Below are 12,901 nucleotides of genomic sequence, written 5' to 3'. Positions count from 1 at the left end.
GGTGGGCGGGTCAGGGGGACGGTGTGACGTCGTAGGACGTCAGGCGGGCGCGCTTGGTGGGGAGGTCGACCTCCTGGCCGAGGGTGAAACCCGCCCGCTCCAGGACGCGCAGCACGGCCGCGTTGCGGGCGTCGGGCTCGCCGACGATCCGCGTCGCGCCCGTGCGGTCCGCGAGCACCTGCGCCATCTCCCGCACGAAGCGCGGCGCGTAGCCCGCGACGGGCCGCGGGGGCCGGGCACCGATGAGCACGTGCGCGCCGAGGTCGCCGGGCTGGACGTCGTACACCTCCCCCACGGGGTCGAGCGCGGGCTCGTACGCCTGCACGAGGGCGACCGGCGTGCCGTCGATGCGCACGATCAGCGCGTGGTGGTGCGTCATGGCGTCGACCACCGCGTAGGTCTCCCGCAGCTCGTCGACGCCCAGGCCGCCCAGCCCCCAGAACGCCGTGCCGCGCGCCGTGCACCAGGCGTGCAGCGTCGGCAGGTCGGCGTCGAGGTCGAGCACCGCGGTGGTCAGCACGCCGAGGCCGTCGACGGACCGCTCGTCGAGCACGGACCCGCCGGGGAGCCCGGCCCACGCCGCGGTCAGGCCCACCGCGCCCGTCACGACGCTCACTCCCCCACTCCCACCGGCTCGGGCGTCAGCAGCGCCCAATCGGTCACGACCTCGACCGTCCCCGCGTCCGCCCACGTCGCGTGCTGGTCCGCGAAGTGCGGGCTGCGCGGATCGCCGCTCGTGCCGAACGGCACGCCCCACCGGCTGCGCGACCTGTCCGCGAGGTCCCACACCCAGCGGGCCACCGACCCGCGGAACGCGCGGTCGGTCACGCCCGGGACGGTCCCGGTGCAGCGCACGGTGTCCTGGTCGCCACCCAGCGGCAGCGCGGGGACCGTCGGGACGTCGGCGCCCGGGACGTCGGCCAGCACGTGCGCGGGCAGCACCGTGTGCCGGGCCCCCCACGTGCCGCCGTCGGCGCGGGCCGCGACGTCCTCCAGCGCGGCGCGCACGTGCGCTGGCCCGTCGATGCCCAGGTCGGTGCGGTCGAGCAACGCCGTGAGCGCCGCGCCGACGCGCCCGCGCAGGCTGAACCACGCGTCGAACGCGGGGCCGGCGCGGTGCGGCGCGGCGAGCGCCACCAGCGTCGGCTCCTCGACGATCCGCAGGACGAGCGCCGCACGCAGGTCCGCGAGCAGCGCGGCCTGCGGGGACCCGGCGTCCATGTGCAGGTCCCACGCCAGCAGGCCGTCGCGCACGGCGGCGGCGGGCGCGCTGAGCCCGGCGAGCCCGGCTACGTGGCGCAGCAGCCGCCCGGCACCGGCCCAGTGCGTGTCGCCGTGCAGGTCAGGCAGGTCGTCGACGTCCCACGTCGGGCGCTGCGCGAGCAGCGTCCGCAGGCGCGCGGCGCGGTCGGGCGTGTAGACGCTGCCGTGGTGGCGGTCGGCGGTGGCGGGCCACTCGTTCGCGTCGACCACGGCGTCGGTGACCTCGCGCGGTGCCGTCAGGACGCGCCAGCGGCGCGGGGTGTGCGCGGCGGCCCAGGCGCGCAGCGGCAGGACGCGGTCGTCCGGTGCGCGGTCGGCGACCCGGCCGGCGTCGAACGTGAGCACGACGCCCGCGGTGTCGGCGGCGACGACGCGGTTGACGGGGTCGACCCACCCGGTGAGCGCGGCTGCGACGTCGCCGGCGGTGCGGGCACGCAGCAGCGGCCGCAGGCACGCGAAGCCGAGATCGGCGTCGACGCGCGGCTGCAGGCGCACCGACCGGGCCTCCTCGAGCGTGACCTGCGGCAGCGCGCCGGTCGTGACGTCGTCCTGGTCGACGGGCCGGCCGGTCGCCATGCCGCGCACGACCACGGGCCCGCGCGCGGTCTCCAGCAGGTCCAGCGCCAGCGGCTCACCACCGCGGACGAGCACCTGCGCCGACGTGCGCGTGACGCGCTCGAACCCGTCCGGCCCGAGCGACTGCCACTCGTCGCCCACGCGGCTCAGCAGCTCGCGGTACACCTCGGCGGCGTGCGCGACCGCGTTGGTGATGCCCCACGCGGCACCGCCGGTGTGGCCGAAGTGCGGCAGCCCCGGCACGCCGGGGAACGCGAGCCCGAGCACGTCGTACTCCGGGCACGCGAGGCGGATCTGCTGGTAGGGGCCGGGCAGCTCCAGGACGCGGTGCGGGTCGCCCGCGAGCAGCGGCGCGCCCGACGTCGTCCGGGACCCGTGCAGCGCCCACGCGTTGGACCCGCTGGTCGGGCCGTCGGCGGCGGGGTCGAAGAGGCGCACGAGGTCGAGCGGTTCGACGGCCGCGAGCCCCGGGTGCCCGGAGTACCGCGCGCTGCGGACCAGGTGGTCGTGCCACAGCACGCGCGGGAACGTCGAGAACAGCGCGTGCTGCACGAGGAACACCCCGAGCGGCGCCCACGCGGGCCACGGGTCGTCGGGCGTGGTGCTGCCCAGCACGCGGTCGAGCTCGTCGACCTCCACCGGCCGGGGCGCCGACGCGAGCCCGGCGTTGACACCGGCGGTGTACGCGTCGACCCACGCGCGGTCGTCGTCCCCGAGCGCGGCGTACGCGCGCTGCGCGGTGTCCGGCAGCAGCAGGCGGTGCGCGACGACGTCCCACGCGACCCCGCCGTCGCCGATGTGCTCGGCGAGCCGGCCCTCGGCGCGCCACCGGTCGGTCTGCACCTGCCACGTCCGGTCGCGCGCGGTCACCCAGCCCTGCCCGTACGCCAGCGCGAGCTCGTCGGACGCGCGCACGTGCGGCACGCCCCACGCGTCGCGGAAGAGCTCGAACCGCATGTCAGGCGATCTCCTCGCGCGCGACCGGGTTGGCCAGCGTCCCCGCGTAGATCAACGACGACGACTGGTCGGCCAGGTCGACCATCTGCAGCGTGTTGCGCAGCTGCAGGCGGTTGAGGCACGAGTGCGCGAACCGCGGAGCGCGCAGGTCGACCCCCGACGGCAGGTCCGGGTGGTCGGCGTGGTGCGCGTCGATCGTGTCGGCGACGACGCCCCAGAACCGCTCCTCGGTGAGCACGCCGTCGGTGACGAGGATCGCCGCGAGGTGCCGCAGGACGCCGTCGAGCACGTCGGTGAAGATCGCCAGCGCCTTCTCGTCGTCGTCGACGACCGCGCGGATGCGCTCGACCGCGGCCGGCAGCGGACGGTCCGACAGGACGGCGACCTCCTCGCCGATGTCCTTGAGCAGCGCACCGACGGGCACGTGGTCCTGCCACACGAGCAGCACGTTCTCGCCGTGCGGCATGAACGCCAGGTCGTGCGCGCGCAGGCAGTGCACGAGCGGGCGCAGGTAGACCCGCAGGTAGGCGCGCAGCCAGTCGGTCGGGTCGAGCCCGGAGGCCCGCACGGCGGCCGTGGCGAACGCGTCGCCCGCGGCGTCGCGGTGCAGCAGCGCGGCCATGGTCGTCGCGCGCTGCCCGGGGGCGAGGAACGCGTACGGCTGCTCGCGCCACAGCGCCGCGAGCATCTTGCGGTGCGCGCTGGGGCGCGGCGTGCGGTGGTAGACGTCGCCCGTGTAGCCGATCGACGCGCGCTCGCGCAGCACGCGCACGCCGCAGGCCACGAGCTCGGGGTCGCCGTCGACGAGGTCGGCGACCCAGTCGTTGATGGCGGGGGTCGCCCGCATGTACGCCGGCGACAGGCCCCGCAGGAAGCCCATGTTCTGGATCGCGACGGCCGTCTTCACGTAGTGCCGGTCGGGGCGGTCGACGTTGAGGAACGTGCGGATCGACTGCTGCGCGCGGTAGGTGTCGTCGGACTCGCCGAGCAGGACGAGGTCGCGGCGGGCGACGTCGGGCGCGAAGGTCACCGCGACGCGGTGCTCCCACTGCCACGGGTGCACGGGCAGGTAGCGGTAGTCGGCCGGGTCGAGGCCCAGGCCGCGCAGGTCGTCCGCGAAGCGCTCGCGCGTCGACTCGTCGAGCTCGTGGCGGTACAGCGCGTCCTCGGTGAGGCCCGCGCCCGTGGCGACGTGGCTGACGGCGCGCCGGGCCGCGAGCCACACGAGCCGCACGGGACGCCCCGCCTCGGGGGCGTACGCGTCGTGCTCGCCGACGCCGTAGCCGATGCGGCCGTTGTTGGCGATGAACGACGGGTGCCCCTCGGTCATCGCCTGCTCGACGGTCGCCAGGTCGGCGTGCAGCAGCTCGGCGCTCGTCGGGCCGCCGTGCGCGCGGCGGTACGCGGCGCTCGCGAGGGTCGAGGACAGCTCCTCGAGGTAGAGCGCGAGCAGGTCGTCGGGCACCCGCAGCAGCGGCTGCAGCTCGAGCACCAGGTCGAGCACGTCGAGGGGCGCGGGCCGCCCGTCGACCTCCCGCGTGAGCGTGGTGGCGTCGACCGCCCAGTGCTCGAGCGCGAGGCGCCGGGCGCGGAACCGGTAGACGACGGCGACGCCGTCGGCCGTCTCGAGCGTCAGCACGTAGGCGCGGCGCGGGTCGGCCGGGGACGTCACCGCGGTCCGGTCGACGGCCGGTGCCAGCAGCCGCTCGTGCGCGAGCTCGGCGATCGCCTTGGTGACGAGGTGGCGCTGCGCCGCCTCGAGGTGCTCGGGCGTGAGGTGGTCGGCGGGGTGCGGCGGGCGGTGGGCCGCGGCGGGCCGGTCCGGGGTGGGAGGGTGCGTCGCGGGTGGGGCGACGGGCAGGTCGGTGAGCGTCATCGGGTGTCCTCGTGGGTCGTGGTGGCGCCGAGCCGGCTGGCCGCGAAGCTCTCGCGCGTGCACACGGACAGCGCGGCGCGCTTGCCGGGCAGCTCGATCTCGCGGACCACACGGAACCCGGCGGCGGCGTTCTTGGCGGCGATGGCCGTGTTGCGCACGTCCGGCTCGACGACGACGCGCTGCGCGCGCAGGGTGCCGAAGCAGAAGCGCAGGGTCGCGGCCATGACCGCATCGGTCAGTCCGTGCAGCGGCGCCCGCTGCGGCGGCGCGACGAGCAGGTGCATCCCGACGTCCCCGGTGCGTGCCCGGTAGACGCCTTTGAGCAGGACGCGCGACGGGTCGTACGTCTCGACCATGAACGTGGGGCGTCCGTCGACCCGGCCGATCCACGCGTGCTCGTCGGTGGACCGCGCGAGCCGCTGCTCGTAGGCCAGGACCTCGTCGAGGCCCAGGTCCGTCATCTGCCAGAACGCGGAGGCGGGGTGCGTCAGCCAGTGGTGCAGCACCTGCGCGTCGCGCTCCGGGACGACGCGGTCCAGGCGGACCGGGCCGATGCGCTTCCACGCCTCGTCGCGGACCGTCTGCGCCGACAGCGGCTCGGTCCGCATCGCGCGCCAGTCGGTCACCGGGCGGCCCCGCCCGCGAGCGCGGCGGCCACGGCAGCACCCGCGCCCACGGTGCCGGACGGCGGCGGCGTCCCGGCGGGCACGCCGAAGTCCTGGAACGCGATCCGCTGCTCGCGCGGGTACACCTCGCGCCCGCACACCGCGGCCAGGATCGTCGACGAGCGCCACGCACCGAAGCCGAGGTCCGGGGCGGTGACGCCGTGCGTGTGCTCCTCGCCGTTCTGGACGAACACCCTGCGCCGCCCGCCGTCGACCGAGTAGTCGCGCGCGACGGCCAGGCGCCCGTGCTCGTCGTGGTCGAGGCGGTCGGCGATACCCGCGACGACGTCCGGCACCTGCGCCGCGTAGCCCGTCGCCAGCACGAGGGCCTCGGTGGTGCGCTCGTGCTCGACGCCCAGCTGCGCGTGCCGCAGCCGCAGCGTGTACCGCTCGCCGTCCCACACCGCCCCGCGCACCTCGGTGTCGGTGAGCAGGGTCGTCGGCACGGGCCCGGCGGCACTCATGCGGTAGAGGGTGTCGTAGATGTCGTCGACGAGGGAAGCGCTGATGCCCTTGTAGAGGGTGCGCTGCTCTCGGGACAACCGGTCGCGCAGCGCCGTGGGCAGGCTGTGGAAGTGGTCGGTGTACTCCGGCGACGTCATCTCGAGCGTGAGCTTGGTGTACTCCATCGGGAAGAACCGCGGTGAGCGCGTCACCCAGTCCAGCCGGGGGCCGCCGGGGCCCGTCGCGTCGAGCAGGTCGCGGTAGACCTCCGCCGCGGACTGCCCCGAGCCGACCACCGTCACGGACCCGGCCGCGCGCAGCCGGTCGCGGTGCGGCAGGTACTGCGACGAGTGCACGACCGGGCCGTCGAGCCCCCGCAGGGCCGCCGGGACGACGGGCTGCGTGCCGACGCCGAGCACGACGTGCCGCGTCCGGTAGGACTCGACGCCGTCGGCGGTGCGGGCGTGCACGACGTACAGGTCGTCGTCGTGCGGGTCGACCTCGACGGCCGTGACCGTGCGACCCCAGCGCAGCGACGCGAGCTGCTGCGCGACCCACCGGCAGTACGCGTCGTACTCGGCGCGCAGGGGGTAGAAGCTCTCGCGGATGTAGAAGGGGTAGAGCCGGCCGGTGTGCTTGAGCCAGCTGAGGAACGAGTACGGGCTCGTCGGGTCGGCCATGGTGACGAGGTCGGCCAGGAACGGCACCTGGATGGTCGCGCCGTCGAGCATCATGCCCGGGTGCCAGCGGAACTCGGCGGCGCGGTCGAGGAAGACCGTGTCGAGGTCGAGCGGTGCCGCGAGCGCGGCCAGGCCCAGGTTGAAGGGCCCGATGCCGACCCCGACGACGTCGTGGACGTGCGCGTCGGCGCGTACCGCGGTCACCGGGCCACCGCCACGTCGGGACGCAGCAGGTCGTCGCCCTCGAGCAGCGAGCCCGCCGCCCGCCGGACCAGCTCGAGCACGTGCCGCACGTCGGCGACCGTCGTGTCCGGGTTGAGGAGCGTGAGCTTGAGGCACGGGCGGCCGTCGAGCGTCGTGCGGGCGACGAGTGCGCGGCCCGAGCCGAACAGCACGCGGCGCACCTGGCCGACGAGCGCGTCGGCGCGGGCGTCGTCGAGGCCGTCCGGCTGGTAGCGGAACAGGACGGTCGACAGGTCGGTCGGGGCGAGCAGGCGCAGGTCCGGGTCGGCGTCGACGAGCGTGTGGACGGCCGCCGCGAGGTCGACGGTCGCGTCGACCATCTCCCCGATGCGGTCGGCCCCCAGCGCGCGCAGGGTCGTCCAGAGCTTGAGCGCGTCGAACCGGCGCGTGGTCTGCAGGGAGACGTCGACCTGGTTGGGCTCGTCCTCGCCCGCGGGGTTGAGGTAGTCGTGGTGGTGCGCGACGAGCCGCAGGTCGGCCGCGTGCCGCACGACCAGCGCCGAGGACGACACGGGCTGGAAGAACGCCTTGTGGAAGTCGACAGTCACCGACCGGGCCCGCTCGATGCCGTCGAGCAGGTGCCGGCGGGTGCGGCTGACGAGCAGGCCGCAGCCGTACGCGGCGTCGACGTGCAGCCACACGTCGGCGGCGTCGCACACGTCGGCGACGGCGGCGAGCGGGTCGACGCACCCCCGGTCGGTCGTCCCGGCGGTGGCGACGACGGCCGCGGCGTGCCGGCCGTCGTCCGCGACGTGCCGCATTGCGATCGCCAGGGCGTCGGGGCGCATGCGGCCGCGCTCGTCGACGGGGACGAGGCGGACCGCGTCGGGCGCCAGGCCCAGCAGGTACGCGGACCGCTGCACGGAGAAGTGGCTCGACGCGGTGGCCAGCACGACGAGGTCGCGGAGCCCGACGCCCGGCGCGGTGGCCAGCGCGTGCTCGCGCGCCAGCAGCAGCGCCTGCAGGTTCGACTGCGTGCCGCCCGACGTGAACACGCCGCCGCCCGCGAGGTAGCCGATGCGGGCGGCGGTCCACGCGACGACCCGCCGCTCCATGAGGGTGCCCACGGTCGACTGGTCGTACGTGTCGATGCTCGGGTTGATCGCGGCGAGCACGGCCTCGGCCGCGACGGCCGGCACGGCGACCGGGCAGTTGAGGTGCGCGGTGTAGGCCGGGTCGTGGAACCAGACGGCGTGCTGGGCGAACAGGTCGTCGACCTCGCGCAGCGCCGCGGCCGTCCCGCGGCCGGGGCCGTCGAGGTCGACCGCGTCGACGAGCGCCTGCAGCTGCGCGCGGCTCGCGCCCGAGAACGGCTGGGTGGTGGTGCGGAACCGGGCGGCGACCCGGTCGACGGTGCCGCGCATGGCGTCGACGTAGGCGTCGGCGCTCGCGGCGGACAGCAGCTCGTGCACGCGTGGTTCTCCCCCTGACGGACACGTCCCGCTCGTGCGGGACGCGTGGTGAGGCTCACCTAAGTGAGGCGCGCCTAACCTACGCGAACGGGAGGATTCGTCAAGGGTGGGTCCGCAGGGTGTGCAGCGCCGGCGCCGGGGGCCGCACCGGCACGCAGGCGGTCGGCCAGGACGACAAGCTCGTCCCGCAGGGCGTCCGGGCCCACCACCTCGAAGTCCCAGCCGAGCCCTGCGAGCAGGGCGGCCATGCCGTCGAGGCGCTCGGCCCGCGTCTCCAGCAGGACCCCGTCGGCGTGCTCGCTCAGGCGACCCACGCTGGCGGGCAGCCGCTCGCGCGCCTGCGCGAGGGTGGTCCGCAGCACCACCGTGACCTCGTGCGACCACCGCACCGCCCCGATACCGGCGACCACCTGCGCGCCGGCGTCGAAGTCGGCCGGCACCTCGTACGAGCCGTCGCCCTGCTCGACCGCGCCGACGCGGTCCAGGCGGAACGTCCGCACGTCGTCGCGGCCGTGGTCGTGGCCCGTGACGTACCAGCGGCCGGAGTGCAGGACGACGCCGTACACGTCGAGCTCACGCCGCGACTCCCGCCCGTCCCACGCCGTGTAGGTGATGACGACGGTGCGTCGCTCCTGCGCGGCGGCCGCGAGCGCGAGGAGCGTGTCGGCGCCGGTCGGGGCGGCGGGGCGCGCCGGGGTGGTGAACTGCGCGGTCGCCAGCAGGGTGTCGATCCGGCGGCTCAACGGCCGTGGCAGGACGCGCGACACCTTCGCCAGCGCACTGGCGGTCGCCACGTGGCCGGTGCTCGCGAGTCCGGCACGCTCGGCGAGGGTCAGGCCCAGCACGACGGCGACGGCCTCGTCGTCCGTGAGCATCAGCGGCGGCAGCTTGTGGCCGGGCGCGATGCGGTACCCGCCGTACCTGCCGCGCTGCGCCTCGACGGGGATGCCGAGGTCGGCCAGGTGCTCGGCGTAGCGCCGGACGGTGCGCTCGTCGACGCCCAGCCGGTCCGCGAGGTCACCGACCGTGCGCCGGCGGCCGGTCTGGAGGAGCTCCAGCAGCGCGAGCACGCGGGCGGTCGGGCGGCTCACGGTCGCCCCGCGAGCAGGTGATGCGTTCTCGATACCGGGCGGATTCTGTCCACAATCCAGCCTAGCGTCGGCGCCATGACCACCACCTACGTCCTCGTCCCCGGCTTCTGGCTCGGCGCCGCGGCCTGGCAGCCCGTCGCCGACGCCCTGCGCGCGCAGGGCCACGTCGTCCACGCCGTCGACCTCACCGGCATGGGCGAGCGCGCCGACCTCGCCACCCCGCAGACCGACCTGACCACCCACGTCGACGACGTCGTCCGCCTGCTCGAGGAGCACGACCTGCGCGACGTCGTGCTCGTCGGCCACAGCTACGGCGCGCTCGTGACGACCGGCGCGGCCGACCGCGTGCCCGAGCGCGTCGCGCGGCTGGTGTACGTGGACTCCGGCCCGCTGCCGGACGGCACGTCGCAGGCCGACTTCGGCGGACCCGACGACCGCGCGGCCAACGAGCGCCTGGTCGAGACGCAGGGTGACGGCTGGAGGCTCCCGCCGCCGCCGTGGGCCGCGCTCGCCGCCGACGTGCCCGAGGTCGACGACGCGGCGGTCGCCGCACTGGTCGCCGCCTCGCGGCCGCAGCCCTGGCGCACCGCGACCGAGCCGGTCGCGCTCACCGGCGCCTGGCGGCACCTGCCCCGCACGGCGGTGCTGTGCACCTTCGGCGTCGAGCAGCTGCGGCAGATGGCGCAGCAGGTCCCGCTCTTCGCGGACATGGTCGACGGCGACTGGACGTACGTCGAGCTGCCGACGTGGCACTGGCCGATGGTGAGCCGACCGGCCGAGCTCGCGAAGGTGCTGGGCGCCGAAGGCACACGGCACCTCCGCGAGTGACGCCCCCGCCCCGGACCTCCGCCCTGGTGGAGCCCGTCGTGCAGTGGTCACACATGTGACCACTGCACGACCCCGAGGGTGGAGATATGACCACTTCAGCGGCGAGCGGTCCACCCGCGCGGACCGAGGCCCCTAGAGCAGCTGGCGGTAGTTCGCGTTCGCGAGGTCGAGCAGCTCGTCGCCCCGCCCGGACAGCACGGTGCGGATCGCGTAGAGCGTGAACCCCTTGACCTGCTCGGCGGTGACCTTGGGCGGGATCGACAGCTCGTCCCGCTCGGTCACGACGTCGACGAGCACCGGCCCGTCGTGCGCGAACGCCTCCTCGAGCGCTCCGCGCAGGTCGGCCGACCGCTCCACGCGCAGGCCCCGCACGCCCATCGCCTCGGCCACGGCGGCGAAGCTGGGGTTCTGCAGACCGGTGCCGTAGTTGACGAACCCCGCGGCCTTCATCTCCAGCTCGATGAAGTTCAGCGACGCGTTGTTGAACACGACGATCTTCACCGGGAGCCGGTGCTGCGCCACGGTCAGGAGCTCACCGAGCAGCATCGCGAGGCCGCCGTCGCCCGCGAGCGCGATCACCTGCCGGTCCGGGAACGCGGTCTGCGCGCCGATCGCGTGCGACAGCGCGTTCGCCATCGTGCCGTGCGTGAACGAGCCGATGAGGCGCCGACCGCCACCGGTGTGCAGGTACCGCGCCGCGTAGATCACCGGCGAGCCGACGTCCGGGATGAGCACCGCGTCGTCGGACGCGAGCTCGTCGACGAGCCGCGCCACGTACTGCGGGTGGATCGGGCGGTCGCCGCGCGACTCGGTCGCCAGGTCGTCCAGCTTCGCCCGGGTGCGCGCGTAGTGGTCGCGTGCGTCGTCCAGGTGCCCGCGGTCGCGGTCGCCGTCGAGCAGCGGCAGCAGCGCGCGCACCGTCTCCCCCACGTCGCCCACCAGACCGAGGTCGAGCGGCGTGCGCCGGCCCAGCTGCTCGCCCCGCAGGTCCACCTGCAGCACCCGCGCGTCCTTCGGGTAGAACTGCTGGTACGGGAAGTCGGTGCCGAGCATGAGCAGGGTGTCCGCACCGTCCATCGCCCGGTATCCCGAGGCGAACCCCAGCAGGCCCGTCATGCCGACGTCGAAGGGGTTGTCGTACTCGATGCGGTCCTTGCCGCGCATCGTGTGGACGATCGGCGCGGCGAGCCGGTCCGCGAGCGCGACGACGTCGTCGTGCGCGTCGCCCACGCCGGCGCCCGCCAGGATGGTGATGCGCCGTCCCGCGTTGAGGAGGTCGGCGGCCGCGCGCAGCTCGTTGTCGGACGGCACGACCCGGGGGCGGGTCTGCGGGACGACCACCACGCGCTCGCTCGCCGCGCGCTGCAGGGCGATGTCGCCGGGCAGGACCAGCACGGCGACGCCGCGCTGCTCGATCGCGCTGCGCATCGCGATCTCCAGCATGCGGGGCATCTGGGCGGGGTCGGACACGAGCTCGCGGTAGACGCTGCACTCGCGGAACAGCTCCTGCGGGTGCGTCTCCTGGAAGTAGCCGCTGCCGATCTCGCTGCTCGGGATGTGCGCGGCGATCGCCAGCATGGGCACCCGGCTGCGCGCGGCGTCGTACAGGCCGTTGATCAGGTGCAGGTTGCCCGGGCCCCCGCTGCCCACGCACACGGCGAGCTCCCCCGTCAGCTCGGCGTCCGCGGCGGCGGCCAGGGCGGCGGCCTCCTCGTGGCGGGTCAGGACCCACTCGATGCTGCCGTCACGTCGCAGCGCGTCGGTGAAGCCGTTGAGGGAGTCGCCGGGCACTCCGTAGACGCGCTTCACGCCGTTGGCGCGCAAGGTGGCGACGATGGTCTGGGCGATCGTGGCGGGCACGGGGTCTCCTTCGCCGAGGGGGGATCTTCATTTCAACACCGCCCGCGGCAGCACCTGCTCCGCCCGGACGGCGATGTGACGAACCAGACCGTCGCGCGGGTCACATCGCCGACGCGGCCGGACGACCCAGGGTGGTTCTTCTCGTCACGGCGCCGGCGCGGCTCAGCGCCCCACCGGCAGCCAGTCGAGGACGCGCTGGACGTGCTCGTCCCAGTACGCCCAGTCGTGCCCGCCCGGGTGCACGTGCGCGTCCACCGCGACACCCCGGGACGCCGCCCGCTCGACGAACGCGTGCTGCGCGTCGACCAGCTCGTCCTGCGCGCCGCACGTCGCGTACAACGCGGGCAGCGCCGCCGGGTCGGCCCGGTCCAGCAGCGCCAGCAGGTCGTCGTCCGTGCCCGCCGGGTCCGCGCCGTCCCACACGTGGGGCGTCAGCTCGTCCCGCAGGTACCGGGCACGGTCCCCGCCGACGACCAGCGCCCCGGACAGGCTGGCCGCCGCCGCGAACCGCCACGGCTGGCGCAGCGCCCACTTGAACGCCCCGTAGCCGCCCATCGACAGGCCCGCGACGAACGTGTCCTCGCGCCGGTCGGACACGCGGAAGAAGTGCTGCACCGCCCGCGGCAGCTCCTCGGACAGGAAGGTCCAGTACGCGCTGCCGTGCGCCTCGTCCGCGTAGAACGACCGGCCCGCGCGCGGCATCACCACCGCGATGCCCCGCTCGGCGACGTACCGCTCGATCGACGTGCGCCGCAGCCAGATCGTCTCGTCGTCGCTCAGCCCGTGCAGCAGGTAGAGCACGGGCGGCGGGCCGGCGGTCTCCACCCCGCCCATGCCGATCTGGCCCCGGGCCGACTCGGGCAGCAGCACGGTCACGGCCGTGCTCACGCCGAGCGCCTCGGAGAAGAAGTGACAGGTCAGCAGCGCCATCGCCGGTGGTCCTTCCGCGGGGGTCCGTCCCCCCGACGGTAGCCCGATCGCCTCCCCGGGGCCCCACCCCGCACTC

At 75.1% G+C, this 12,901-nt stretch carries 10 protein-coding genes; 1 reads left to right on the top strand and 9 read right to left on the bottom strand.

Features of this window, described 5'->3' with window-relative positions; genetic code table 11:
* Positions 1 to 10: 10 nt before the first annotated feature.
* The 7 genes from H9657_RS12080 to H9657_RS12050 form a co-directional block, all read right to left on the bottom strand.
* On the bottom strand, positions 11 to 616 hold the full coding sequence (locus H9657_RS12080) for a GNAT family N-acetyltransferase (RefSeq protein ID WP_191783658.1): 606 nt from the start codon (positions 614 to 616) through the stop codon (positions 11 to 13).
* Positions 613 to 2,796: a penicillin acylase family protein gene (locus tag H9657_RS12075; RefSeq protein ID WP_191783657.1), complete on the bottom strand. Its 2,184-nt coding sequence runs from the start codon at positions 2,794 to 2,796 to the stop codon at positions 613 to 615. Before H9657_RS12075 ends, H9657_RS12080 begins: the two co-directional genes overlap by 4 nt.
* Position 2,797: 1 nt before the next feature.
* The gene (locus H9657_RS12070) at positions 2,798 to 4,672 is read right to left on the bottom strand and encodes an IucA/IucC family protein (RefSeq protein WP_191783656.1); all 1,875 of its coding nucleotides are present in this window, start codon (positions 4,670 to 4,672) and stop codon (positions 2,798 to 2,800) included.
* Positions 4,669 to 5,298 carry a GNAT family N-acetyltransferase gene (locus H9657_RS19710; RefSeq protein ID WP_191783655.1) on the bottom strand — a complete coding sequence of 210 codons (630 nt, stop codon included), beginning with the start codon at positions 5,296 to 5,298 and terminating at the stop codon, positions 4,669 to 4,671. Before H9657_RS19710 ends, H9657_RS12070 begins: the two co-directional genes overlap by 4 nt.
* Positions 5,295 to 6,665 carry a lysine N(6)-hydroxylase/L-ornithine N(5)-oxygenase family protein gene (locus H9657_RS12060; RefSeq protein WP_191783654.1) on the bottom strand — a complete coding sequence of 457 codons (1,371 nt, stop codon included), beginning with the start codon at positions 6,663 to 6,665 and terminating at the stop codon, positions 5,295 to 5,297. The genes H9657_RS19710 and H9657_RS12060 overlap by 4 nt, the downstream gene beginning before the upstream one ends.
* Positions 6,662 to 8,116 carry a pyridoxal phosphate-dependent decarboxylase family protein gene (locus H9657_RS12055; RefSeq protein ID WP_191783653.1) on the bottom strand — a complete coding sequence of 485 codons (1,455 nt, stop codon included), beginning with the start codon at positions 8,114 to 8,116 and terminating at the stop codon, positions 6,662 to 6,664. Before H9657_RS12055 ends, H9657_RS12060 begins: the two co-directional genes overlap by 4 nt.
* A gap of 74 nt (positions 8,117 to 8,190) precedes the next feature.
* On the bottom strand, positions 8,191 to 9,207 hold the full coding sequence (locus H9657_RS12050; protein WP_191783652.1) for a helix-turn-helix transcriptional regulator: 1,017 nt from the start codon (positions 9,205 to 9,207) through the stop codon (positions 8,191 to 8,193).
* A 75-nt stretch (positions 9,208 to 9,282) separates the two neighbouring features.
* Between H9657_RS12050 and H9657_RS12045 the strand changes: the two genes are divergently transcribed.
* On the top strand, positions 9,283 to 10,035 hold the full coding sequence (locus tag H9657_RS12045) for an alpha/beta fold hydrolase (RefSeq protein WP_191783651.1): 753 nt from the start codon (positions 9,283 to 9,285) through the stop codon (positions 10,033 to 10,035).
* Positions 10,036 to 10,167: 132 nt separating this feature from the next.
* Here H9657_RS12045 and poxB read toward each other — a convergent pair whose 3' ends face one another.
* Together poxB and H9657_RS12035 are read right to left on the bottom strand one after the other, a co-directional pair.
* Complete coding sequence (poxB, locus tag H9657_RS12040) at positions 10,168 to 11,895, bottom strand: ubiquinone-dependent pyruvate dehydrogenase (protein WP_318241462.1); 1,728 nt, start codon at positions 11,893 to 11,895, stop codon at positions 10,168 to 10,170.
* A gap of 162 nt (positions 11,896 to 12,057) precedes the next feature.
* Positions 12,058 to 12,825: an alpha/beta hydrolase gene (locus tag H9657_RS12035; RefSeq protein WP_191783650.1), complete on the bottom strand. Its 768-nt coding sequence runs from the start codon at positions 12,823 to 12,825 to the stop codon at positions 12,058 to 12,060.
* Between the last annotated feature and the right edge of the window lie 76 nt (positions 12,826 to 12,901).

Origin of the sequence: Cellulomonas avistercoris, from assembly GCF_014836445.1 — a bacterium.
In the GTDB taxonomy this organism is placed as follows: Bacteria; Actinomycetota; Actinomycetes; order Actinomycetales; family Cellulomonadaceae; genus Cellulomonas; species Cellulomonas avistercoris.
Note: the sequence above shows the minus strand (reverse complement) of the source record. Positions and strands in the feature narration are given on the sequence as shown.